The 24,075-nt window shown below is 72.7% G+C and carries 22 protein-coding genes and 1 pseudogene; 17 read left to right on the top strand and 6 right to left on the bottom strand.

All coding sequences use genetic code 11. The features are described from left to right. Positions 1 to 2: 2 nt before the first annotated feature. From N912_RS0107030 to N912_RS0107005, 6 genes are all read left to right on the top strand, one after another. Positions 3 to 977, top strand: coding sequence for an NAD(P)-dependent oxidoreductase (locus tag N912_RS0107030; RefSeq protein WP_028921894.1), 975 nt, complete (start codon positions 3 to 5; stop codon positions 975 to 977). Next, positions 970 to 1,764: an HpcH/HpaI aldolase family protein gene (locus tag N912_RS0107025; RefSeq protein WP_037062926.1), complete on the top strand. Its 795-nt coding sequence runs from the start codon at positions 970 to 972 to the stop codon at positions 1,762 to 1,764. Before N912_RS0107030 ends, N912_RS0107025 begins: the two co-directional genes overlap by 8 nt. Next, positions 1,761 to 2,747 carry a 2-hydroxyacid dehydrogenase gene (locus N912_RS0107020; RefSeq protein WP_028921892.1) on the top strand — a complete coding sequence of 329 codons (987 nt, stop codon included), beginning with the start codon at positions 1,761 to 1,763 and terminating at the stop codon, positions 2,745 to 2,747. Before N912_RS0107025 ends, N912_RS0107020 begins: the two co-directional genes overlap by 4 nt. Positions 2,748 to 2,749: 2 nt before the next feature. Next, positions 2,750 to 4,381 (top strand): thiamine pyrophosphate-requiring protein, encoded by a 1,632-nt coding sequence (locus N912_RS0107015; protein ID WP_028921891.1) that lies wholly within the window; start codon positions 2,750 to 2,752, stop codon positions 4,379 to 4,381. Next, complete coding sequence (locus N912_RS0107010; protein WP_051579769.1) at positions 4,378 to 5,328, top strand: 2-hydroxyacid dehydrogenase; 951 nt, start codon at positions 4,378 to 4,380, stop codon at positions 5,326 to 5,328. The genes N912_RS0107015 and N912_RS0107010 overlap by 4 nt, the downstream gene beginning before the upstream one ends. Positions 5,329 to 5,481: 153 nt before the next feature. Beyond that, entirely contained in the window at positions 5,482 to 5,898 is a 417-nt protein-coding gene (locus tag N912_RS0107005; RefSeq protein WP_028921889.1) for a DUF6069 family protein, read from the top strand. Between the two features lie 14 nt (positions 5,899 to 5,912). Here the strand turns inward: N912_RS0107005 and N912_RS49995 are convergent, their stop codons facing one another. From N912_RS49995 to N912_RS0106980, 5 genes are read right to left on the bottom strand one after another with little or no spacing between them, the layout of a single operon-like run. Then, positions 5,913 to 7,325: an MFS transporter gene (locus N912_RS49995; RefSeq protein WP_051579768.1), complete on the bottom strand. Its 1,413-nt coding sequence runs from the start codon at positions 7,323 to 7,325 to the stop codon at positions 5,913 to 5,915. 39 nt (positions 7,326 to 7,364) lie between these two features. Next, the gene (locus N912_RS0106995; protein ID WP_211261141.1) at positions 7,365 to 8,339 is read right to left on the bottom strand and encodes a dipeptidase; all 975 of its coding nucleotides are present in this window, start codon (positions 8,337 to 8,339) and stop codon (positions 7,365 to 7,367) included. Next, positions 8,336 to 8,986 (bottom strand): hypothetical protein, encoded by a 651-nt coding sequence (locus N912_RS0106990; protein WP_037062922.1) that lies wholly within the window; start codon positions 8,984 to 8,986, stop codon positions 8,336 to 8,338. The genes N912_RS0106995 and N912_RS0106990 overlap by 4 nt, the downstream gene beginning before the upstream one ends. Further along, on the bottom strand, positions 8,983 to 10,653 hold the full coding sequence (locus N912_RS0106985) for a hypothetical protein (protein WP_028921886.1): 1,671 nt from the start codon (positions 10,651 to 10,653) through the stop codon (positions 8,983 to 8,985). Before N912_RS0106985 ends, N912_RS0106990 begins: the two co-directional genes overlap by 4 nt. Continuing rightward, the gene (locus N912_RS0106980; RefSeq protein WP_084210630.1) at positions 10,641 to 11,402 is read right to left on the bottom strand and encodes an IclR family transcriptional regulator; all 762 of its coding nucleotides are present in this window, start codon (positions 11,400 to 11,402) and stop codon (positions 10,641 to 10,643) included. The genes N912_RS0106985 and N912_RS0106980 overlap by 13 nt, the downstream gene beginning before the upstream one ends. A gap of 149 nt (positions 11,403 to 11,551) precedes the next feature. On the opposite strand from N912_RS0106980, the gene N912_RS0106975 reads away from it, so the two are divergent. The 7 genes and pseudogenes from N912_RS0106975 to N912_RS65055 all read left to right on the top strand — a co-directional run bounded on the left by N912_RS0106975 (position 11,552) and on the right by N912_RS65055 (position 19,304). Then, on the top strand, positions 11,552 to 12,316 hold the full coding sequence (locus tag N912_RS0106975) for an IclR family transcriptional regulator (RefSeq protein ID WP_028921884.1): 765 nt from the start codon (positions 11,552 to 11,554) through the stop codon (positions 12,314 to 12,316). After that, entirely contained in the window at positions 12,307 to 14,358 is a 2,052-nt protein-coding gene (locus tag N912_RS0106970) for a hydantoinase/oxoprolinase family protein (RefSeq protein ID WP_028921883.1), read from the top strand. The genes N912_RS0106975 and N912_RS0106970 overlap by 10 nt, the downstream gene beginning before the upstream one ends. Beyond that, complete coding sequence (locus N912_RS0106965) at positions 14,355 to 15,983, top strand: hydantoinase B/oxoprolinase family protein (protein ID WP_028921882.1); 1,629 nt, start codon at positions 14,355 to 14,357, stop codon at positions 15,981 to 15,983. Before N912_RS0106970 ends, N912_RS0106965 begins: the two co-directional genes overlap by 4 nt. A gap of 1 nt (position 15,984) precedes the next feature. Further along, a pseudogene (locus N912_RS65590) lies at positions 15,985 to 16,479 on the top strand (MFS transporter); the annotation flags it as partial. Positions 16,480 to 16,552: 73 nt separating this feature from the next. Then, positions 16,553 to 17,053 carry an MFS transporter gene (locus N912_RS65585; protein WP_342670839.1) on the top strand — a complete coding sequence of 167 codons (501 nt, stop codon included), beginning with the start codon at positions 16,553 to 16,555 and terminating at the stop codon, positions 17,051 to 17,053. Then, positions 17,046 to 18,200: an aspartate aminotransferase family protein gene (locus N912_RS49985; RefSeq protein ID WP_037062920.1), complete on the top strand. Its 1,155-nt coding sequence runs from the start codon at positions 17,046 to 17,048 to the stop codon at positions 18,198 to 18,200. The genes N912_RS65585 and N912_RS49985 overlap by 8 nt, the downstream gene beginning before the upstream one ends. 69 nt (positions 18,201 to 18,269) lie before the next feature. After that, positions 18,270 to 19,304: a hypothetical protein gene (locus tag N912_RS65055; RefSeq protein WP_211261140.1), complete on the top strand. Its 1,035-nt coding sequence runs from the start codon at positions 18,270 to 18,272 to the stop codon at positions 19,302 to 19,304. Positions 19,305 to 19,307: 3 nt separating this feature from the next. Here N912_RS65055 and N912_RS0106940 read toward each other — a convergent pair whose 3' ends face one another. Continuing rightward, on the bottom strand, positions 19,308 to 20,234 hold the full coding sequence (locus tag N912_RS0106940) for a LysR family transcriptional regulator (protein WP_028921879.1): 927 nt from the start codon (positions 20,232 to 20,234) through the stop codon (positions 19,308 to 19,310). A gap of 81 nt (positions 20,235 to 20,315) precedes the next feature. Here N912_RS0106940 and N912_RS0106935 point away from each other — a divergent pair, with 81 nt between their 5' ends. The 4 genes from N912_RS0106935 to N912_RS49975 all read left to right on the top strand — a co-directional run bounded on the left by N912_RS0106935 (position 20,316) and on the right by N912_RS49975 (position 24,061). Further along, the gene (locus N912_RS0106935; RefSeq protein WP_028921878.1) at positions 20,316 to 21,473 is read left to right on the top strand and encodes an acyl-CoA dehydrogenase family protein; all 1,158 of its coding nucleotides are present in this window, start codon (positions 20,316 to 20,318) and stop codon (positions 21,471 to 21,473) included. Positions 21,474 to 21,562: 89 nt separating this feature from the next. Further along, positions 21,563 to 22,138 (top strand): efflux RND transporter periplasmic adaptor subunit, encoded by a 576-nt coding sequence (locus N912_RS66415; protein WP_156993219.1) that lies wholly within the window; start codon positions 21,563 to 21,565, stop codon positions 22,136 to 22,138. 112 nt (positions 22,139 to 22,250) lie between these two features. Beyond that, positions 22,251 to 23,507 carry an amidohydrolase family protein gene (locus N912_RS0106925; RefSeq protein WP_028921876.1) on the top strand — a complete coding sequence of 419 codons (1,257 nt, stop codon included), beginning with the start codon at positions 22,251 to 22,253 and terminating at the stop codon, positions 23,505 to 23,507. Continuing rightward, positions 23,507 to 24,061 carry a DUF1097 domain-containing protein gene (locus tag N912_RS49975; RefSeq protein ID WP_084210629.1) on the top strand — a complete coding sequence of 185 codons (555 nt, stop codon included), beginning with the start codon at positions 23,507 to 23,509 and terminating at the stop codon, positions 24,059 to 24,061. The genes N912_RS0106925 and N912_RS49975 overlap by 1 nt, the downstream gene beginning before the upstream one ends. The last annotated feature ends 14 nt before the right edge of the window (positions 24,062 to 24,075 follow it).

Here is a 24,075-nt window from a genome sequence, read left to right as displayed (position 1 = left end):
AGATGGACACGATCGTCTGCCTCAGCCCGTTCACCGAGGAGCAGGTGCGCGAGCTGGCCGGTACCGACCGGGTCAGGGTGCTGCTCGCGCCGGACCCGCCCACGCGGGATGCGGTCCGCGAGCTGGTCCCGCACGCCGACGTCCTGATCAGCGACATTCGGCGGCGGCACCCGATGGGCCGGGAGATCCTGGCCACGATGACGCGCTGCCGGGCCGTCCTGCAGCCGTCGGTGGGGTTCGACCACATCGACCACCGGGCCGCCGCCGAGCTGGGGATCCCGGTCGCCAACGCGGCCGGCTTCAACCGGGACGCGGTGGCGGACTGGACGGTGATGGCGATCCTGAACGTGGTGCGCCACGGCGCCCGGTCCGACCGGGAGATGCGCGCCGGCACCTGGCGGCTGCACAACTGGATGGGACGCGACCTGCGCGCGCTCACCGTCGGCATCCTGGGCCTCGGCAACGTCGGCGGGCAGGTGGCGGACCGACTAGCCGGGTTCGGCTGCCCGATCCTGTTCCACGACGTGGCCCCGCGCGAGCGACCCGGCTGCGAGCCGGTCTCCCTCGGCGAGCTGCTGGAACGCGCGGACGTGGTGACCGTGCACGTCCCGCTGGACGACTCGACGCGGGGGTTGGTCGGCGAGGCCGAGCTGCGCCGGATGCGGCCCGGGACCATCCTGTGCAACGCCAGCCGAGGCCCGGTCGTGGACGAGGCCGCGCTGGTCGCCGCGCTGGGGTCGGGGCACCTCGGCGGCGCGGCGCTGGACGTGTTCGAGGTCGAGCCGCTTGCCGCCGAGTCGCCGCTGCGGCGGATGGACAACGTCTTCCTCAGCCCGCACATCGCCGGCGGCACTGTGCACGCGCGGGCGAACATGCTGGAGTCAACGGGGGCGAACCTGCGCCGGGTGCTGGCCGGGCAGGAGCCGGTCAACGTGGTGAACGGCGTGCGAGAGAACGGGGAGAGGGCGAATGGGTAGGTCGTTGCGCGAGCTGTGGGACGGGGACGAGGCGACGATCGGCGGGTGGTGCTCGATCCCCAGCCCGTTCTCCGCCGAGCTGATGGGACGCTCCGGGTTCGACTGGGTGTGCATCGACACCCAGCACGGGGTGATCGGCTACGACCAGATGATGCCGATGCTGCAGGCGTTGTCGATCACCGGGACGCCGGCGTTCGTGCGGGTGCCGTGGAACCAGCCGGACCACATCATGAAGTCGCTGGACGCCGGCGCGCAGGGCGTGATCGTGCCGATGGTCAGCTCGGCGGCCGAGGCCGAGGCCGTGGTGGCGGCGGTGAAGTACCCGCCGAGGGGGATGCGCAGCTGGGGGCCGATCCGGGCGGCGCTGGACGTGCCGGACTACAGCCCCGAGGTGGCCAACCGGCGCACCGTGGTGGCGGTCATGATCGAGACCCCGGGCGGGGTGGAGAACCTGGACGCGATCCTGTCCGTGCCCGGGGTGGACGCGGTGTACGTGGGTCCGTCCGACCTGGCGCTCGGCCACGGCATGGCGCCCACGCTGAAGGTGGAGGACCCGGAGCACGAGCGGTTGATCGAGGCGGTCGTCGAGGGCTGCCGGCGGCACGGCGTGGTGGCCGGCATCCACTGCGACAGCGTCGAAACCGTGCGCCGCTGGCACGCCAAGGGCTACGGCATGTTCACCGTCGGCTCGGACGCCGCGCTGATGCGCCAGGCCGCCACCCAGGTGGTGGCCACCGCGTTCGAGGACGGCCGGCGGGCTGTTCCGAAAGCTGGGCAGTACGCGTGACCAGGATCTTCGTCTCGCAGGAGATCGTCGAGGAGGCGCTGGCCGAGCTGGACGGCTCCGGGATCGAGGTGGACGTTCGGCGCGACCACCGGCCGCTGCCGTCCGAGGAGCTGCGGGCGACCGCGGCCGACTACGACGGGCTGGTCTGCCTGCTCACCGACCGGGTCGACGCGGGGTTCCTGGCCGCCTGCCCTCGGCTGAAGGTGGTGTCCAACGTCGCCGTCGGGTTCGACAACATCGACGTGGCGGCGGCGACCAGGGCCGGCGTGGTCGTCACCAACACCCCGAGGGTGCTCACCGAGGCCACCGCCGACCTGGCGTTCGCGCTGCTGCTGGCCGCCGCGCGGCGGATACCGGAGGGCGACGCGTTCCTGCGCGCGGGCCGCTACACGCACTGGCGGGTGAACCAGGAGCAGATGGGCGTGGACGTCTTCGGCGCCACGCTCGGGCTGTTCGGCCTCGGCCAGATCGGGCGCGCGGTGGCCCGGCGGGCCCGCGGGTTCGAGATGACGGTGCTCTACCACGACGTGGTCCGGCTGCCGCCCGAGACCGAGGCCGCGCTGGGGGTGACGTACGCGTCGTTCGAGGAGCTGCTGGCGCGCAGCGACTTCGTTTCCGTCCACGCCCCGCTGCTGGACTCCACCCGGCACCGGTTCGACGCCCACGCGTTCGCCCGCATGCGCCGCTCCGCGATGTTGATCAACACCGCGCGAGGCCCGCTGGTGGACGAGGCGGCGCTGGCCGCCGCGCTGCGCGACGGCGTGATCGCCGGGGCCGGGATCGACGTCTACGAGGGGGAGCCGGCGGTGCATCCCGATCTGCTCACGCTCCAGGAGCGGGTGGTGCTGCTGCCGCACCTGGGCAGCGCCACCCGGACCACCCGGTTGGAGATGAGCAGGCTGGCGCTGCGGTGCGCGCGGGACACCCTGCTCGGCAAGCGCCCGGAGGTCGTGGTCAACCCGGAGGTGTTCGACAGGAGGTAAGGGTGAACGTCAGAGAGGCCATCGCCGAGATCCTCAAGCGGGAGGGGATCTCGGTACTCACCGGATACCCGGTCAACGACGTCATCGAAGAGGCCGCCGTGGCCGGCATCCGCCCGGTGGTGGTGCGCCAGGAACGCACCGGGCTGCACATGGCCGACGCGATCTCCCGGGTGACCAGCGGGCGCACCATCGGGGTGTTCGCCATGCAGCACGGGCCGGGCACCGAGAACGCCTACGGCGGCATCGCGCAGGCCTACTCGGAGTCGGTGCCGATCCTGGTGATGCCCGCCGGGTACCCGCGCCGGCTCGCCTACGTCGACCCCAACTACCACGCCGCGCGCAACATGGCGTCGATCAGCAAGTCCGCCGAGCCGCTGACCAGCGCCGCCGAGGTGCCGCACGTGCTGCGCAGGGCGTTCACCCGGCTGCGCTCGGGACGCGGCGGCCCGGCCCTGGTGGAGATCCCCATCGACCTGTGGCACGACGAGGTGCCCGAGCCGCTGGACTACCGCCCCACCCGGCGGGTGCGCTACGGCCCGGACCCGGCCGACGTGCGCCGGGCCGCCGCGCTGCTGGCCGAGGCGGACCGGCCGGTGATCTACGCCGGCCAGGGCGTGCACTACGCCGAGGCCTGGAGCCAGCTGCGCGAGCTGGCCGAGCTGCTGGCCGCCCCGGTGACCACCAGCCTGGAGGGCAAGAGCGCCTTCCCCGAGGACCACCCGCTGGCGCTCGGCTCCGGCGGGCTGGCCGTCCCGAAACCGGTGCGCCACTTCCTCGACGCCTCGGACGTGATCTTCGGGATCGGCTGCAGCTTCACCGAGACCGCCTACGGCACCCAACTGCCGCTGGACAAGCGGGTCGTACACGCCACGCTCGACCCGACGCACCTGAACAACCACCTGCCCGCCGAGGCCTGCCTGCTCGGCGACGCCGCGCTGACCCTGGACGCCCTGCTCGACGAGCTGCGCGGACGGGACCACCGCGACCCCGGCCCCGTCGCGGCGCGCATCGCCGAGGTTCGCCAGGAGTGGCTGGCCGGCTGGCTGCCCGAGCTCACCTCCGACGAGCGCCCGCTCTCGCCGTACCGGGTGCTCTGGGACCTGCAACACACCGTCGACCGGGACAACACGATCATCACCCACGACGCCGGCAGCCCGCGCGACCAGCTCTCCCCGTTCTGGACCAGCACCACGCCGCTGAGCTACCTGGGCTGGGGAAAGACCACGCAGCTCGGCTACGGCCTCGGCCTGGCCATGGGCGCGAAGCTGGCCCGCCCTGACAAGCTGTGCGTCAACGTCTGGGGCGACGCCGCGATCGGCTTCACCGGGATGGACTTCGAGACCGCTGTGCGGGAGCGGATCCCCATCCTGTCCGTGCTGCTCAACAACCACAGCATGGCGATCGAGCTGTCCCGGATGCCGGTGTCCACCGAGCGCTACCGCGCCACCGACATCTCCGGCGACTACGCCGCGCTGGCCCGCGCGCTCGGCGGCCACGGCGAGCGGGTCACCGAGCCCGCCGACATCGTCCCCGCGATCCGGCGCGGCATCGCCGCGACCGAGGCCGGCCAGCCGGCGCTGCTGGAGTTCATGACGAGCAAGGAGACCCGGGTCTCCAGTTATCCGAGGGAGTGATTCAACTGAGCGACAGGGCAGAGCTGGCGGTGGTCGGTTTCCACCGCGACTACGTGATCGACGAGCTGAGCCGCGAGTTCACCCTGCACCCGGCCGGCTCGCCGGACACCGTGGCCGACGAGCTGGGTCCGGCCGCGACGCGGGTCCGGGGCGTGGTGACCACCCCGATGGTCGGGGTGTCCTCGGCCCTGATGGACGCGCTGCCGAAGCTGGAGATCGCGTCGCTGTTCGGGGTCGGGCTAGAACGGACCGACCTGGAGCACGCCCGCGAACGCGGCGTCGTCGTCACCACCACGCCGGTGCTCTACGAGGACGTTGCCGACCTGGCGCTGGTGCTGGCGATCGACGTGTCCCGCCGGGTCAGCGCGGGCGACCGCTGGGTACGCGCCGGGCAGTGGCCGGGCCACGTCTACCCGCCCGCGCGGCGGTTCTCCGGCCGGCGCGCCGGGATCCTGGGCCTGGGCCGCATCGGGCGGATGCTCGCCCGGAGGCTCACCGCGTTCGACATGGAAATCGGTTACTACGACCCCCGGCCGGCCCCGGACCTGAGCTACCGGCCCTACCCGTCGGCCGTGGAGCTCGCCCGCGAGTCCGACTTCCTCTTCCTGTGCGCGGCCGGCGCGCCGGGCGGCGGCCACATCGTGGACGCCGACATACTCGCCGCGCTGGGACCGGAGGGCGTGTTCGTCAACGTCGCCAGGGGCTGGCTGGTGGACGAGCCGGCGCTGGTCGACGCGGTGGTCACCGGGAAGATCGCCGGCGCCGGGCTGGACGTGTTCGACGACGAGCCGCACGTGCCCGAACCGCTCCTGACGGCCGACAACGTGGTGCTCCAACCGCACGTGGCCAGCAGCTCGGTGGAGACCCGCCGGGCCATGGACGAGTGCATGGTGGAGAACATCCGCTCCTGGTTCAGCACCGGCAAGGCGGTCACCCCGGTGCCCTGACCTTGCCGCCCGGCTGGGACCGGGGTGTGCAAGCCAGCTGGAAAAGATCTTGGAAGAACTTCCGGGGCGATGTCGAACCGTGGCGAGCCCGATCGACGCCCGGGTGAGAGAACGGCAACCGAGCCGGTCTCCGCGGCCCCCGGGAGGTTCCCCGTGTCCACCACCATTCCCGCCCTCGTCACGTCCGCCACCCCGACCGCCGGCTCGCTGCTGCTGGCCGGCTCGGCCGCCACCGTGACCGCCGCGGCGGCGACCGCGCTCGTGGCCGCCGCCGGCGACACCCTCGGCGCCAGCACCGCCATTTCCGGCGCCCCGATCCCGACCTCCGGGTTCGCCGTGCTCACCGCCATCTTCTCCGTGGTCGGCCTGATCATCGCCACGGCGCTGCGCCGGTTCGCCCGGCGGCCGCGCACCGCGTGGCTGTACACCACCGTCACGCTCACCGTGCTGTCCTTCGTGCCCGATGTGCTCGCCGACGCCACCGTCGCCACCAAGATCCTGCTGATGCTGACCCACGTGGTGGCGGCCGCCATCGTGATCCCCACTATCGCCCGCCGCCTGCCCGCCTGATGCGCAGCTGAGGCTCAGCCGGCGATCTGCTCCAGTGACCGCTGCCGGGTGGCCACGCCGAGGACGACCACGCTGCCCACCGCGAGCGCGATGACGCCGCACAACACCAGGAACACGCCGGAGAAGCGCAGCGAGGCGTACGTCGTCCCCATCGCGATCGGCGCCAGCGCCGCGCCGAAGCGGCCGAACACCGCGGAGACGCCGACCCCGGTCGCCCTGATCCAGGTCGGGTACACCTCGGGGGTGTAGGTGTAGAGAGGCGCGTAGGCACCGTTGAGGAAGAACGCCAGCGCCACCGCGAAGACGACCACCTGCGCGTCGGCCTGGGCGAACGCCAGCCCCACGGCGGACAGCGCGCTCGCGGACAGGAAGATGACGATGCTCCACTTGCGGTCCAGCCGCTCGGATAGCCAGGCCGCCGGGTAGTAGCCGGCCACCTGGGCGATCTCGACGACGATCGTGTAGCCGAAGCTCTCGCTGATGCTCAGGCCGCGCTGCACCAGCAGGGTCGGCAGGAACACCAGGAACCCGTAGTAGGTGAAGCTGAAGCAGAACCACAGCACGATCACCAGCACCGTCTGCCGCAGCATGGAGCGGCGGAACAGCGCCGCGAGCTGGGCGCCGAGGCTGTTCCTGGACAGGTGCTTCTCCGGGGCGTAGTCGACCGAGCGGTCCGGCCTCGGTAGCTCGCCGCCGGGCAGCGAGGCGCGCACCCGTGCCTCCAGCCGCTCCACGACCCGCGTCGCCTCCTCGATCCTGCCCCGGGAGACCAGGTAGCGCGGCGACTCGGGCAGCTTTCGCCGCCACCACACCGCGAGCACGATCGGCGCCCCCACCACGATCAGGGCGATCCGCCAGCCCTGGTCGAAGTGCTGGATGACCAGGTACCCGATCAGCGCGGCGAGCACGAACCCGAGGCCGAAGAAGCCGGCCAGCGAGCCGACGAAGTGCCCCCGGCGGCGGACCGGGGCGAACTCCGCGAGGTACGGCACGATGATGTTGACGTTGATCCCGATGGCCACCCCGGCCGCGACCCGGGTGGCGACCAGGAACCCGCCGCTGGTCGCGAACGCGCCGACCAGCATCGCCGCGCTGTAGAACGCCATCGACCAGAGCAGCAGGTTGCGCCGCCCGATGCGGTCGCCGAGCACGCCCACGGCGGCCGCGCCCGCGATCGCGCCGATGAGCGCGGAGCTGCCCAGCAGGCCCTGCTCGAACCCGGACAGCGCGAACGCGCCGGTCACGATCGGCAGCAGGAACGACACGATGCCGTTGTCCATGCCGTCGAACGTTGTGGTCAGGCCGCCCCTGACCAGGATGCCGCGCTGCACGCGGGTGAACGGCAACCGGTCCAGCCGGGCCGCCACGTCCGCGTACGCCTCGGCGATCTCGGTGGCGTTACCGCCTCGAGGTTGGGCAATGGCCATGGTTCACCGCCGTTGGTGAGAGGAGGGTCGGTCAGGAGGTCACAGCACGTCGCGGTAGAACCGCAGCCAGTTGCCGCCCATGATCTTGGCGGTCTCCTCGTCGGTGAAGCCGGCGTCGGCCGACAGGGAGCGGGCCAGCGCGGGGAAGTCGCGGGTGGAGCTCATCCACTCGACCTTCGGGGCCTTCCCGGTGTTCGTCGCCGACCCCGCGCCGTACTGCGGGGTGCGGGTCCAGCGGCCCCTGCGCATCCACTCCAGCTCGGCCTCGCCGCTCTTGCGGCTCAGGTCGGTGCCGATGCCGACGTGGTCGATGCCCACGATGTCGACCGTCTTGCGCACCATGTCGCACCAGCGGGCGCGCGAGGACACCCACGGCCCGCTGATGTTGCGGTAGGTCGCCAGCCCGATCACGCCACCGTTCGCGACCAGCGCGCGCAGCAGCTCGTCGCCCTTGTTGCGGGGGTGGTCGTAGAGCGAGCGCGGGTTCGCGTGCGTGACAGCGACCGGCCGCCCGGACGCCTCGATCGCGTCGATGCCGGTGCGTTCCCCCACGTGGGACAGGTCCACGACCATGCCGACCCGGTTCATCTCGCGCACCACCTCACGCCCGAACCTGGTCAGGCCGGAGTCGGTCGGCTCGTAGCAGGAGCCGCCGACGGCGTTCTGGTTGTTGTACGTCAGCTGCATGACGCGCAGGCCCATGTCGTGGAACAGCTCGACGTACCGGATGCGGTCGTCGATGGGGGAGGAGTTCTGGGTGCCGAGCAGGATCGCGGTGCGCCCGGTCGCGTGCGCGGACTCGATGTCCCCGGCGGTGCGCGCGATGGTGATCAGGTCGGCGTTGTCCCTGGCCAGGTCGCGCCAGCGGCCGAGGGCGTCCATCGTCTCGGCGGCGTTCTCCCAGAACGCCAGGGTCGGCGTGACGCAGGAGATGTTCCCGTCGCGGAGCTCCTCGAGGACCTCCCGGTCGAAGTTGCTGCACTCCAGGCCGTCGATGTACAGGTCTCGGGTCATCGCTGCCCCTCCCGGGAGTCGCTGTCGAGGTCCTCGCCGATCTCGCCGACGATGCGGCCCCGCTCGTCGAACACCGAGCGCCCGGTGTGGCGGCGGGAGACGGCCGAGTCGGGGGTCAGCGCCTGGTTGCCGAGGTGGAACAGGTGCCACCACAGCGGTTCGGGGACGTCGAGGCCGTGGTGCAGGATCGCGGCCGTCCACCCGGCCCCGTGCGCTCCAGCCGAGGTGGCGGTGAACCGGTGGACGCCGTTGGTGGGGGTGCGGGCGGTCACCTCGACGCCGTGGTCTCTCGCCAGGGTGGTCAGGACGTCGAGCAGCTCGGGGCGGGCGGCGCCGCGCACCTCCAGGTCGGCGGTCCCCTCGGCGCGGGCCCACGCCACCGCGAGGTCGAGCACGTCCGGGGCGAGCGCGAGCGCGTGCTTGCCGGCCGCGTCCACCGCTCGGGTGTCACCGACGACGCGCACCGGACGGGCGGCGGTCGCGCCCAGGGCGTCGACGTCCTCGCGCAGCGCGGCGAACCCACCGAGGCCGGCGCCTTCCGCCGCGACGACCGCGTCGACGATCGCCGGGATCGTCCCCACCGGCGCGCCCGCCTGCCAGAGCACCCGGTACGTCACGAGCCTGCACTCACGCAGCGAGACGTTCACCGCGTACCTCCCGGTTTCGCCGGGTAGATCCAGTCCGCGCCGGTGCCGGCGGCGAGGTCGTCGCGGGTGGGCGCGCCGTGGAAGAGCAGGCCGAGCACGTTGCGGCCGAACGCGTCGACGGTCTTGTCCAGGCCGTGGAACGCGGAGTTGAGCAGCCGCACGATCCGCGCCGGGACGAAGTCGGCGGCGAGCATGTTCATGTGCGGCGAGTGGTAGCGGCGCCCGGCCAGCCCCTGTGCCCTGGTCACGGTGGCGCGCTCGGCCGGGTGCGCGGCGAGGAACTCCGCGACCGTCGTCTCCGGTGGGATGGTGCGCAGCGCGGCGCGCAGCCTGGCGATGTCGCCCGGCAGGTCGAGCGCCCACTCGAAGCCGTCCGGCACCTCCGCGACGGGGCCCCGGCGGGGCTCCTCGGCGTCGCGCGACTTGTACCACCGGAACCGCCGCTGCTCCGGCGCCGACATGTCGAACCGCTCGGTCCAGGCGTACTCGCCGTCCAGCAGGTTCAGCAGCTCGCCGACGCTCTGCTCCGGCCGCGCCATCAGGCGCTCGTCCACGGGCTGCCGCCGCAGCAGCGCGTCCACCTCGTCGGGGCGCAGCTCCAGCAGGATCGCGTCGAACACCCCCACCGCGTCGGCACCCAGCTCGGCGTCGACCAGGTCGCCGAACGTGGACACCGCCCGCTCGGGATCGTCCATCCGCTTGGCGATCCGGCGCAGCCCGTCCGCGACCGCGCCGGCCGCCGTGAAGCCGCTGTAGGTGAACGGGTCCTCGTCGTAGAACCGGATCGCGCGCTGCACCAGCTCGGCCACCCGCCGCCAGTCGCGCGACCCGGCCACCGCCGGGATCCGCCGCGCACGCGCGACCGCCCCGAACCGCAACGTGAGCCACCTGTCCAGCAGCGCCGGGTGGTTGTTGGCGAAGAACACCAGCCCGAGCGCCGAGCCGTTGCCCAGCCCGAGGATCCTGCGCAGCGCCGGGTCGAGTCGTACCGCGGCCGACGACGCAGCGCGCGCCAGGTGCTCGACCAGGTCGAAGGAGAACTCCCGCATCAGGTACGCGGCGAGCATCTGGGCGTGGTAGGGCGCGGCCAGCGGATGCCCGTCCTCCAGCGCCAGGTACGAGCGGGTGCCGAAGGTGCCGTTGCCGTCCAGGCCGGTGTTGCGCATCAGGTAACCGGCGCGCCACAGCTCGTCCACGTCCGGCTGCCGGCCGGCCGCCAACCTGTCGATGACGTGGTCGAACAGCCGCAGGCTCCGGTTCGACCGGCACCACACCAAGGTGCCCGGAGTGGCCCGCCCGGCGTACAGCTTGGGCAGCTCCTCCTTGGTCCGCCGCATGTCGCCTGCGCTCGCGACGCCCTCGACCAGCGAACCCATCATGTCCCAGTTGGTGCCGATGATCCGCCCGGTGCGCCCCTCCAGGACCGGTTCGAAGGAGAACACCATGAAGTCGAAGCTCCGACCCGGCGCGTGGACGCGGTAGACGGCCTCTCCGCGCGCACGGTCGTCCACGTCGAAGCGCACCTGTTCGACCCGCCAGCGCTGCGCGATCATCCTGTTGACCAGCGCGCGGCTGGCACTCAACCGGCTCGGCGGAAGCGCCGCGAGCCGCTCCGGACGCATCGCCTCGTCCGGGTCGGGCAGGTCAGGGTCGGTCAGGCCTCCCACGACGCGACACCCCCGTCCACGCTCGCGGTGAGCCTGGCCAGCCGCCGCACCGCCGCCGCGAGCCGCTCCCGCACCGACAGCGGGTCGAACCGGCCCGCCGGTCCGACCACGCACAGCGCGACCTTCGGCGCACCGGCGCGGGCCGGAACGGGCGAGGCGATCACCGCGACGCCGTCCACCCCGCCGGGCGGGGTCAGCGCGTAGCCGACCCGGCGGATCTCGGCCAGCTCGGACTCCTCGGGCACCCGCACGCCCCGGGCGCGCAGCTCGGCCACCACGTCGGCGGGGGCGAACGCCGCGAGCGCGCGGCCGGTGGCGCCGTAGAGCAGCGACATGCGGTGCCCGAGGGCGAGGGTGACCCTGGTGGCCGTTCCCGGCTCGGCCCGCTTGATCACCCGCGTCGCGTCGTCGTCGAGCACCGCCAGGCACACCGACTGGCCGGTCTCCTCGGCGAGGTCCACCAGCAGCGCCGTCACCCGCTCGCCGAACCCGGCGTGCTGCAGCGCCGCGTTGCCCAGGTGCGCCGCCTTGACCGTGAGCTGGTACGCGCCGTCCGGAAGCTTCTCCATCCACCCGGCCGTGACCAGCGTGACCAGGTGCCTGTGCACCTCCGACCGGGACGCCCCCAGCTCCCTGGCCAGGTCGGCCAGCCGCACCGGCTCGTCGGACTCACCCACCGCGTCGAGCAGCCGCAACAGCTTGAGCGCCGACGTCATCGGCCGGGTCATCGGGCGTGCAGCGTCAGACATTCATGTCCTAAATAGTGTGACAACGTCCTTGAATGTGTGACAGCATCACAACATTGCCCGGCGGCGCGCGTCAATGCTTCGCGATTTCTTGACCGGCTCACCGAATGCCGCCTAGCCTTTTGTGCGCATATTACGAAAGGCGTTCGTATATGACGAACAGCAAGGGCCGTACGTCGAGCACGGTGGCCGGCGCGTTGCGGTTGCTGTGCCTGCTGGCCGAGCATCCGGAGGGGATGCGGCTCTCGGAGCTGGCGCGGCGGCTGGGCCTGGGCAAGAGCAGCGCGCACCTGCTGCTGGCGACGCTGGCCGAGTACGGGTTCGTGGAGCGGGCCGGGGACAGCTCGTACCGGGTCGGGCTCACCGCGTTCGAGGTCGGCTCGTCGGTGCCGGACAGCGCGCGGTTCGGCGGCCCGCTGGCCGAGCCGATGCGGGCGCTGGCCGACGAGTCGGGCGAGGCGGTGTCGCTGGCGCTGCCGCGCGGCCGGGACGCGATCATCGTGCAGCGCTTCGAGAGCGCGCGGGTGCTGCGCGCGGAGATCCAGCGCGGCACCCGGATGCCGATGCACAGCTGCGGCTCCGGGAAGTTCCTGCTGGCCAACATGCCCGACGAGGCGGTGGACCGGCTCTACCCCGACGAGGCGCTCCCCGAGGTCACCCCCTACAGCGTGCGCACCAAGGGGGAGCTGCGCGCGCTGTTCCCGGCGATCAGGGCGAACGGGTACGCGGAGAACCACGACGAGTACACCGAGGGGATCGTCGGCGTCGCCACCGGCGTGCGGGACGCCTCCGGGGCGTACGTGGCGGCGCTGAGCATCGCCGGGCCGACCAACCGGTTCCGCTGCGAGCAGTGGGTGGGGCCGCTGCTGGCCGCCGCCGAGAAGATGTCCGCGCTGCTGGCCGACCGATGGACCTGATCGCCGGCATCGACGTCGGCGGCACGTTCACCGACGTCCTGCTCTACGACACCGGGCGTTCGCGGCTGCGGCTGGCCAAGGTGTTCTCGACCCCGGGACGCCAGGCGGACGGCCTGCTCGCCGGCGTGGACCAGCTCGACGTGCCGCGCGCGGAGCTCGCCGCCCTGGTGCACGGCACCACCGTGGCCACCAATGCCGTGCTGGAGCGCACGGGCGCGCGGACCGCGCTGGTCACCACCGTCGGCTTCCGGGACGTGCTGGAGCTGCGCCGCCGTGACCGTCCGCACACCTACGGCCTGACCGGCCGCTACCGGCCGCTGGTGCCGCGCGGGCGGTGCTTCGAGGTGGACGAGCGGATCGGCGCGCGCGGCGAGGTGGTGCGGCCGCTGGACGCCGGCTCGGTGCGGGCGGTCGCGGCCGAGTTGCGCGCGGCGGAGGTGCGCAGTGTCGCGGTCAGCCTGCTGAACAGCTACGTCAACGCGGAGCACGAGCGCGAGCTGGCCTCGGCGCTGGCCGAGCTGTTGCCGGGCGTGCCGGTGAGCGCGTCGTACCGGGTGGCGCCGGAGGTCGGCGAGTTCGAGCGGGCCAGCACGACGGTGGTCAACGCCTACGTGCGGGCGGCGATGGCCGGGTACCTGGGCGCGGTGCAGGCCGAGCTGACGGCCGGCGGGTTCTCCCGTGACGTGCAGGTGATGCAGTCCAACGGCGGGTTGATGCCGGCCGGGCGGGCCGGCGAGTACGCGGTGCGCACGCTGCTGTCCGGGCCGGCCGCCGGGACGGTGGCGGCCGCCGCGTTCGGCGAGGCCGCCGGGCTGCCCGACGTGATCTCCTGCGACATGGGCGGCACCAGCTTCGACGTGGCGCTCATCCCGGGCGGGCGGCCGGCGCTGGCGGACGAGACGTCGATCGAGTACGGCATCCCGATCAAGGTGCCGATGGTGGACATCAAGACCATCGGCGCCGGCGGCGGCTCGATCGCCCGGGTGGACCGGGCCGGCATCCTGCGGGTCGGGCCGGACAGCGCCGGCTCCACCCCCGGTCCGGCCTGCTACCGCCGGGGCGGCACCGCGCCGACCGTGACCGACGCCAACCTGGTGCTCGGCCGGATCGCCGCCGACCAGCGGCTGGGCACCGAGCGGGACTTCACGCTGGACCGCGCCTCGGCGGCGGCCGCCATCGAGGAGCACGTGGCGGGCCCGCTCGGGCTGGGCGTGACGGACGCGGCGCTGGCGGTGGTCCGGGTGGCCAACGAGCTGATGGCGAACGCGATCCGGATGGTCAGCGTGGACAAGGGCCACGACCCCCGGCGGTTCGCACTGGTCGGGTTCGGCGGCGCCGGCCCGTTGCACATCGTGGAGCTGGCCAGGGCGATCGGGGCCACCGAGGTGATCGTCCCGCCGCACCCGGGCGCGCTCAGCGCGTTCGGCTGCCTGCTGGCGGACGTGAAGTACGACTTCGTGACGTCCATGCCGGCGAGCTGTTCGCCCGAGCGGGTCGCCGAGGTGCTCGGGGAGCAGCGGCGGGCCGGCGAGGACATGCTGGCGGCGGACGGCTTCGACCCCCCGGCCATGTCGGTGGCGCACATCGCGGAGATGAGCTATGCGAAACAGCTCTACTCGATCCGGGTGCCGCTCGGCGCCGCCGAGGACGGCTGGACGCCCGACCGGCTGGCCGAGGCGTTCACCCGCCGCTATCGGGAGACCTACGGCGGCCGCACCCCGAGCGGCCACATCAAGCTGGTCAGCCTGCGCACCGAGGTGACCGGGCGGCGCGACGGCATCCGCCTGCTCGGCGCCGACCCCGCGGGCCCGGCGGCCGAGCCCCGGGAGCGCACGGTGGTGTTCGCCGACGGGCCGCGGACCGTCCCGGTGCTGGACCGTTCCGCGCTGCGACCGTTCGAGGTGGTCGAGGGCCCGGCCGTGGTGCACCAGGCGGACAGCACCACCCTGCTGCCGCCGGACACGGTCGCGCAGGTTCGTGACAACGGCAGCCTCGTGGTTGTGGTGGCGGGGGCGGCGGTGGAGAAAGCGGTCCAAACATGAACGAGCCAGATCCGATCACGCTGGCCGTTGTCCACGGCCGGCTGGAGCAGATCGCCGACGAGATGGACACCGTGTTCGAGCGGATGGCGTTCTCCCCGGTGATCTCCGACGCCTGGGACCGCGCGGACGGCATCTACTCCGCCACCGACGGCAGCATGATCGTCCAGGGCCACCGGGGCCTGCCGATCTTCGTAGGCACCATGCAGTACACCGTGGCCAGCGTGCTCGCCGCCGTCCCCGACCCGCGCCCCGGGGACGTGTACCTGGTCAACGACCCGTTCGCCGGCGGCACGCACATCATGGACACGAAGATGGTCCGCCCGTTCTTCCACCGGGGGAAGCCGTTCGCGTTCCTGGCCAACACCGGCCACTGGCCCGACCTGGGCGGCCGGGTCCCCGGCGGGTTCGCCGCCCGCGCCAGCGACTGCTACCAGGAAGGCCTGCGCATCCCGCCCGTGCGCCTGTTCGCCGCCGACGAGATCAACGACGACATCGTGGCCATCCTCCAGGCCAACTCCCGGGTGGCCGACGACGTGCTCGGCGACATCGACGCGCAGGTCACCGCGCTGCGGGCGGGGGAGACCAGGCTCGGCGAGCTGCTCGACGAGTACGGCGCGGACACCGTGACCGCCGTGATCGACGCCCTGCGGCACCGCTCGGAACGGCAGATGCGCTCCTACCTCGCGGAGATCCCGGACGGCCGGTACCGGTTCGTCGAGGAGATGGACAACGACGGCATCGTGGACGAGCCGCTGCGGGTGGACGTGGCGCTGACCGTGGCGGGTGACGAGATGACCCTGGACTTCAGCGGTTCGTCACCGCCCTGCCGGGGCCCAATGAACTCCGTGTACGCCGCCACCGTGTCCAGCGCGATCGTGGCGATCAAGCACATCTACCCGGACATCCCGATCAACGCCGGCATCTTCGCCCCGCTGCGGTTCGTCATCCCGGACACCGTGTTCCTCAACGCCCACCCGCCCCGGCCGGTCGCCGGCTGCGCGGCGGAGACCAGCCAGCGGGTGATCACGGCGGTGATGGGCGCGCTCGCCGAGGCGGCCGGCGAGCGGGTGCCGGCGGGCTCCTCGGCGACGGTGAACAACCTCTCGGTCGGCGGCATCGACTCCGACGGCGAGCCGTACGTGCTCTACGTGTTCCTCGGCGGCGGGTACGGCGGTCACGCCGGCGGCGACGGGCTGTCCAACGGCTGCTCGCTGATGAGCATCGGGCGCGTGCAGTCCATCGAGGTGCTGGAGCAGCGCTACCCGATGCGGTTCGTCCGGTACGGGCTGCGCGACGGCTCCGCCGGGGCCGGCACCCACCGGGGTGGCTTCGGGGTGCACTTCGAGTTCGAGTTCATCGGCCGGGAGGGGCAGGCCAGCCTGCTCGGCGACCAGTCCCGCACCGCGCCGGCCGGCCGCGCGGGCGGCGGCGACGGGGCGACCTCGGCGCCCTGGTTCCGGCTGGGTGGGGAAACGGTGGTGCTGCCCATGGTCAGCAAGGGGGAGGACGTGGCGCTGCGCCCCGGCGACGTGGTGTGCCTGCGCACCCCGGGCGGCGGCGGGTACGGCCCGCCGGAGCTGCGCGACCCGGCCGCGGTGGCCGCGGATCTCGAGGACGGCTACTGACATGGCGGACACCTCCCTGCGCAAGGCGATCGCGGGCAGCCTGCTGGGCACCTCGCTGGAGTGGTACGACTTCTTCCTCTACGGCTCGGCCGCGGCACTGGTGTTCAACGAGGTGTTCTTCCCGTCCTTCGAGCCGCTCACCGGCACCCTGCTGGCGTTCCTCACGTTCTCCGTCGGCTTCGTGGCGCGACCGGTCGGCGGCGTGCTGGCCGGCCACTTCGGCGACCGGTTCGGCCGCAATAAGGTGCTGGTCGCCACCGTGTCGCTGATGGGCGCGGCGACGGTGGCCATCGGGCTGCTGCCGACCTACGCCGCCGTCGGCGTGCTGGCCCCCGCGCTGCTGATCGTGGTGCGGCTGGCGCAGGGGCTGGCGCTGGGCGGCGAGTGGGCCGGCGGCGCGCTGATGATCGCGGAACGGGCACCGGCCGCCCGGCGCGGCTACCTGGCCAGCTACGTGCAGGTCGGCGTGCCGATCGGCACCCTGCTGAGCACCGCGCTGCTGTACCTGCTCGCCACCGCGCAGTCCCGGCAGGACTTCGTGGCGTGGGGCTGGCGGCAGCGCGCTCGGCCTGCCCCGCTCGGTCGGGCTGCTGGCCAGCCTGGCCGGGGCCGGCCTGCAGCTGATCGCCTACCCGCTGTTCGCCGCACTCAGCGACCGCCTGGGCCGCCGTCCGGTGACCGTCGCGGGCGCGATCGGGGCGGCGGTGTGGATGTTCGCGTTCTTCGGGCTGGTCGACACCCGCAACACCGGGCTGGTGGTGCTCGCGGTGCTGGTCGGGCTGCTGTGCCACGCCGCGATGTACGGCGTGCAGGCGTCCTGGATCTGCGAGCTGTTCCAGACCCGCTACCGCTACAGCGGGGCGTCCCTGGGCTACCAGCTCTCCGGCATCGTCGGCGGCAGCCTGGCCCCGGCGATCGCGGTCTGGCTGCTGCGGACGTTCCACTCCACGGTGCCGATCCAGCTCTACGTGGCCTTCGGCTGTGTGGTGGTGGCGGCCACCGCGATGGTCACCAGGGAGACGAAGGGGGCCGACCTGGCCCGCGCCGGCGAGAGGGAGACGGTTGTCTAACGAGGAGCTGTTCGCGCGCGCCGTCCGGAGCCTGCCCGGCGGCAACACCCGCTCCACCCTGTTCGTGCCCCCGCACGCCCCGTACGCGGCGCGCGCCGAGGGCGCCAGGGTCTGGGACGCCGACGGGCACGAGGTGATCGACTGCAATAACAACTACACCTCGCTGATCCACGGCCACGGCGCCCCGACGGTGGTGGACGCGGCGGTCCGGGCCGTCCGCGGCGGCAGCGCGGTCGGCCTGCCCACCCGCGCCGAGGTGGAGCTGGCCGAGCTGCTGGCGGGCCGGGTGCCCGGGATGGAGCGGTGGCGGTTCGTCAACTCCGGCACCGAGGCGGTGATGCTCGCGCTGCGGGTGGCCCGCGCCGCCACCGGCCGTGACCTGGTCGTCCGGTTCGCCGGCAGCTACCACGGCACCAGCGACACGGTGGTGGACGTCTCCGCCCCCGGCGTGCCCGCGCTGATGACCGAGCTGGTGCACACCCTGCCCGTGGGCGACCTGGACGCGGTGCGCGCCGCGATGGCGGAGTTCGGACCGACAGTGGCCGCCGTACTCGTCGACCTGATGCCCAACCGCGCCGGGCTGACCCCGCTCGACCCCGAGTTCGTACACGCCCTGCGGGCCGCCGCCTCCGCCGCCGGCGCCCTGCTCATCGTCGACGAGATCATCACCTTCCGGCTCGAACCGGGCGGCCTGGCCCGCCGCTACGGCCTCGAACCCGACCTCACCACCCTCGGCAAGATCATCGGCGGTGGGTTCCCGGTGGGGGCCGTCGGCGGGTCGGCGTCGCTGCTTCGCGTGACCGACCCGCGCGAGGACGGCGCGGTGAGCTGGGGCGGCACCTTCAGCGCGAACCCCGTGACGATGGCGGCCGGGCGGGCGGCGCTGCTCGACTACGGCCGGCCCGAGGTCGAACGGCTCAACGCCCGAGGCGACGAGCTGCGGTGCCGCCTGGGCGCGGCCGGTCTGCGCACCGCGGGCTCCGGCTCGCTGCTGCGGGTGTTCCCGGACGACCCGGCCGGCGCGTGGTGGCGTTCCTACCGGGCCGGCGTGCTGCTCGGCACGAACGGCCTGCTGTCCCTGTCCACCGCGATGACCGACGAGGACGTCCGGCTGGTCGGCGACCGGATCGTCGCCGCCCTGGCCTGAGCATCCCGGGAGGGCTCCCGGCGCGCCGGTGCCACGATGGTGTCGTTGCGGCGGCGTTCGGAGGCGTCCGTGTCACGTGGTGGCCGGCTGTGGCGCTATCTCGGTTCGGCGAAGAACCTGGTCGGCTCGGCCGGCGGGCTGGTCGGGCTCGGGCTGCACCTGGTCGGGGTGATCGGGTGGTGGTGGCCCGCCGGGGTGGCCGCGCTGTACGCGGCGGGCGCGCTGCTCGCCCCGCCGCCGGCCGACGTGCGGGAGCTGGCCGGGCTGCGCCGCGAGCTGGAGCGGCTGCACAAGCGCGCCGCCGCCGAGGTGCATCTGTTGCCCCGAGGAGCGGCCACGCGGGTGGATGACGTAGCCGCCCTGCTGCGGACGATGCTGGCCGGCCCGGAGGCGCTGGACGCGCACCCGGCCGCGAAGGTCGCCGTCGTCCACGCGGTGTCCATCGACCTGCCCGAGCTGATCGACCACCACCTGGCCCTGCCCACCGACCGGGACCGCGCGCAGGCCGCGCACCGGTTCACCGAACACCTCGATGCGATCATCGACCATCTCACGGGCATCGCCAAGGGCCTCGGTATCGACACGGCGAACGACGCCGGCGATCGCCGCGAGGTGTGGGAGCGCAGGGCGGAGTCTGTGGCGACCGCCGTGGGGGTCTGCGTGATGGTCGTGGTCGCGTTGTTCGTCGTGGTCCACGTGGTGCGTTCGGTGACCGGCCTGGAGGGCACGTACACCGTCACCGCCGAGCTGGCGACCTGCACCGGCTATTCCGCCGAGGACTGCCGGTCCACGCCTACCTTCACGACCACCTGGACGCTCACCGGCTGCGACGAGCAGACCTGCACGATCATGATGCCGGCATGGACGGGACCCGCGACCCTGAGCAGCGCCGACGGACACTGGCGGGCGACCGCGATCAGATCCCGCGAGTCCTCCGCCACCTGCGAAGAGAAACCCCGTGCCACGAACGACAGCATCGACGTCACCGTCACGCCCAACTCGTTCCCCCGCACGTTCAGCGGCAGGCTCAGCGCGACCGCCGAGCAGCCCGACGCCCGCTGCCTGCCCGGAGCCCAGACCTGGAGGGTGACCGCGCGGCGGTAGCAATCAGCTCGGCAGGGAGGACGGCCACGCCGCCGACCGCACCAGCGACCGAACCAGCCGCTCCAGCTCGGCGGCGACGGCCGCCACCGGCGCGGGCGTGCGTGCCCCGCGCCGCAGCCCGAGCACCACCGAACGCACCACGTCCGGCTCGGTGACCGGTGCCCCGCTGAGCAGGCCGGCGGCCACATCGCCGGCGACCCCGGCGGCCGGCAGGATGGTCCAGCCGTGCCCGGCCAGCACGAGCTTCTTCTGCAGGTGCATGGAGTTGGTCTGCGGCGCGGGGCGCGGGCCGACGGGCAGCGAGGACCGCGCCTGGTCGATCAGGGCGCGCAGCCCGTGGCCGGTCACCGGCAGCACCAGCGGGTGCGCGCACACCGACCGCCAGGGCACCGGCGAGTCGGGGGTCAGCCCGGCGTCCGGCGGCGCCACCGCCCACAGCTGTTCACGCAGCAGCGGCACGACCGCCAGCGACGGGCTGCCGGTCAGGTTGTACAGCAGGGAGATGTCGACGTCCCCCGCGTCGAGCCACTGTTGCAGGTGACCGGAGTACGCGGTCACCAGGCGCAGCTCGATGGCGGGGAAGCGCTCGGCGACGGCGGCCACCAGGGGCCGCGCCAGGACGTCGATCGTGCTCTCCAGCAGGCCGACCGTCACGCTCCCGGTGACCTCGCCCGGATCGGGTCGCAGCTCCGCCCGTGCCCGATCCAGCTCGCGCAGGGCCCGGCGGGCCCGTTCCAACAGCAGCTCGCCCTCGGCGGTCGGCACCATCCCGGTGCGGGTCCGCTCGAACAGCGAGACGCCCAGCTCCTCCTCCAGGGTGCGGATCTGGCGGGTGACGGCCGGCTGCACCAGGTGCAGGACGCGGGCCGCCTTGGTGACGCTGCCGACCTCGGCGACCGTCACCAGGGAGGTCAGCTGGCGCAGGTCCATCGGCCCCCATACCCGCAGCGAATACGTACATCAGCAGAAGTTATTTCAGCATATCGATCATCACGCCGCATGATAGAGAGCATGAGCACGCTGAGCGTCGAGGAGCGGGCGGTCGTCGACACCGTCGCCGAGTTCGTCGACCGGGACGTCCGCCCGGTGGTCAGGGAGCTGGAGCACGCCAACACCTACCCCGAGAAGCTCATCGAGCAGATGAAGCAGCTCGGGGTCTACGGGCTGGCGATCCCCGAGCCGTGGGGCGAGGCGTCGGTGTCGATGCCCTGCTACGCGCTGGTCACCGCCGAGCTGGCGCGCGGCTGGATGAGCCTCGCGGGCGCGATGGGCGGGCACACCGTGGTGGCCAAGCTGCTGGTGGCCTTCGGCACGCCCGAGCAGCGGGACCGCTACCTGCCCAGGATGGCCACCGGGGAGCTGCGCGCGACCATGGCGCTCACCGAGCCCGGCGGCGGCTCGGACCTGCAGGCGATGAGCACCGTGGCCCGCAAGGATGATGCCGGGTACGTCATCAACGGCTCCAAGACGTGGATCAGCAACGCGCGCCGGTCCGGGCTGATCGCGCTGATGTGCAAGACCGACCCGTCGGCGCGGCCCCGGCACAAGGGCGTGTCGATCCTGCTGGTCGAGCACGGCCCGGGCCTGACCGTATCCAAGGACCTGTCCAAGCTCGGCTACAAGGGGGTGGAGGCCTGCGAGCTGGTGTTCGACGACTACCGCGCCCCGGCTGACGCCGTGCTCGGCGGCGCCGAGGGCGACGGCTTCGCCCAGATGATGAAGGGGCTGGAGACCGGCCGCATCCAGGTGGCCTCGCGCGCGCTGGGCGTGGCCAGGGCCGCGTTGGACGACGCGCTGCGCTACGCCCAGGAGCGCGAGGCGTTCGGCAAGCCGATCTGGCGGCACCAGTCGGTCGGCAACTACCTGGCCGACATGGCCACCAAGGTGACCGCCGCCCGCCAGCTGATCCTGCACGCCGCCGAGCGGTTCGACGCGGGCGAGCGGGTGGACATGGAGGCCGGCATGGCCAAGCTGTTCGCCTCCGAGGTCGCCATGCAGGTGGCCCTGGACGCGGTCCGCATCCACGGCGGCTACGGCTACTCCACGGAGTACGACGTCGAACGCTACTTCCGCGACGCCCCGCTGATGATCGTCGGCGAAGGCACCAACGAGATCCAGCGCAACGTGATCGCCGCCCAACTCGTCAAGCGCGGCGGCCTCGAAAGGTGACCACCGCACACCCCGTCCGCGAGTCGGGGATTCTGTCAGGGTGAGTCGGGGTTTCTGTCACCCATCTCGCGGCTGTGAAGATGACAAGCGTGTGGACGACTCGGGCGGCAGCGGCGGCCGCGGTGCTGCTGGCCCTGGCGGCGGGGTGCGGGCCCGACGGTGACCCGCCGGCGCCGACGGCTCGGGTGGACCGAGGGACCGTGTCCGCGACGGTGTCGGCGTCGGGCTCGGTGGCGGGGGTGGTGTCGGGCGGTTTCCAGGTCGTGGCGCTGTTCGAGGAGTCGGCCGCCGCCAGGGTGAGGCCGCGCCAGCCGGTGCGGGTGTCGTTCGACGCGGTCCCTGGCCTGGTGCGCAACGGCGAGGTGCTGGCGGTCGCGCCGTCGGGCGTCGCGGTCTCGGGCGTCACGCAGTATTACGCGACGATCGTGTCGCCCGAGAGCGATCCTCGGTTGCGGCACGGGCAGACCGCGCGGGTCGTGGTGTCGGCGGGCGCGGTGGAGAACGTGTTGCGGGTGCCGCGCGCGGCGGTGGTGCTTCGCGGCGGCCGGTCCTCGGTGAACGTTCCGGGGCCGGTCCAGGTGCCGTTCGAGCCGGGGCTGGTCGGCGACGAGTTCGTCGAGGTCCGGTCCGGGCTTCGGGACGGCCAGGAGGTCCTCGCGCCGTAGTGACCAGTTGTCAGCCACCGGCTCGAATTCTCGGCGTCGGTTCACGATGACGGCTCACGGGCGGACCTCGATGCTGTGAGGGGCACCACAAGCGCGAGCGCAGGGGCTGCTCATGGATCTGCTCATCGAGAACGCCAGGGTGTGGGACGACCGCCGGCCGGTCGACATCGCCGTCTCGGACGGCCGGATCGCCGCGATCGGCCCGGGGCTCGGGGGCGAGTCCGCCCGGCGCATCGACGCGGCGGGTCGCGCGGTGCTGCCCGGGTTCGTGGAGCCGCACCTGCACATCGACAAGGCGCTGCTGTACCGCCGCCAACCCACCCGTGACGGCACGCTGGAGGAGGCGATCCGCCTCACCGCGAAGCTCAAGGCCGAGCAGGACCGCGAGGACGTGCTCGAACGCTCCCGCGCCGTGCTGGACATGGCGGTACGGGCCGGCACGGTGGCCGTCCGCGTCCACCCCGACGTCGACCCGCTGCAGGGGCTCGTCGGCGTCGAGACCGCGCTGCTGCTGCGCGACGAGTACCGGGACCTGATCGACATCCAGGTGGTGGCCTTCCCGCAGGAGGGCATCGTGAAGGCACCGGGGACGCTGGAGCTGATGGCCGAGGCCATGCGGATGGGGGCGTCGGTGGTCGGGGGATGCCCGTACAACGAGTCCGGCTGGGACGACACCGAACGCCACATCGCCCACGTCTTCGACCTCGCCGACCGGTTCGACGCGCCGGTGGACATGCATGCCGACTTCGCCGACGACTGCCGGGACCCGCGCTTCTCGGCCGCCAGGTACATCGCCGAGCAGGCCATCAAGCGCGGCCAGCGTTCACGGGTGTCGCTGGGGCATGTGACCAGCCTGGCGTCCTTCTCGCCGGAGGAGGCCGCGCCGACCATCGACCTGCTGCGGGAGGCGGACATCCACATCGTCACGCTGCCGGCGACCGACCTGTACCTCGGCGGCCGGCGCGACGCCCGCAACCAGCGGCGCGGGCTCACCCCGGTGCACCTGCTGCGGGACTCGGGCGTGAACGTCACGTTCTCGTCCAACAACGTGCGCAACGCGTTCACCCCGTTCGGCAAGGCCGACCCGCTGCTGATCGGGAACCTGCTCGCGCACGCGGCCCAGTTCGGCACGCCGCACAGCCAGGCCGAGGTGCTGCGGATGGCGACCCACGACGCGGCCCGCTCGATCGGGATCGGCGACTCGTACGGGCTCGCCGTCGGCCGGTCCGCCGACCTGGTCGTCTTCGACTGCCAGCGCGTCGACGAGGTGCTGCTCGACCTGCCGGTGCGGCGGTGGGTGGTCAAACGCGGCCGGGTCACCGTCGAGACCCGGCACGAATGCGTGATCAACAGGTCAGGAGCGCGGTGATGAGCGAGAACGAAGCGAGGATCGACGCGGGCGCCGTGGAGAAGCCGGCGAACTGGCTCAACCTGCCGGTCGAGGTGGCGGCGTCCATACTCGCCGTGACCACCGTGCTGATCGCGCTCGGCCCGCTGCACCTGCCGCCGTGGGCGGTGTTCATCGGGTGGGCCGGCACGTTCGCCATGGGCGGCCCCACGCGGGAGAACCTCAAGCGAATCTGGCCGGTCATGCCGCTGGGGTCGTTCGCGGCGTTCCTGATCGTCCTGGGTTTCCAACAGGCCGCGCAGGTGTTCACCGGGGCCGCCTATGTCATCGCCGAGATGGTGATCCTGTTCGTGCTCAACGGCGCGATGATCGCGGTTTCCCGCGTCTCGTCGGTGTTCACGTTCGTGCCGGGGATGTTCTTCGGGTTCGCCTCGTTCTTCGCCACCTTCTTCGGGTCGTTCGGCCCCGATCCGAAGAACCCGTTCCTCGCGCTGCTCGCGGCGATATTCATGAACGCGCTCGGGCCGGCGTACGCGTGGTTGAACGTCAAACTGGCCGCCCCGCACGGAAAGTGAGTGCTTTGTCAGTC

It is taken from the genome of Actinospineispora acaciae DSM 45401, from assembly GCF_000620785.1.
GTDB classification, from domain to species: domain Bacteria; phylum Actinomycetota; class Actinomycetes; order Mycobacteriales; family Pseudonocardiaceae; genus Pseudonocardia; species Pseudonocardia acaciae.
The sequence above is the reverse complement of the archived record's forward strand: the minus strand, read 5'-3'. Positions and strand labels throughout refer to the sequence as shown.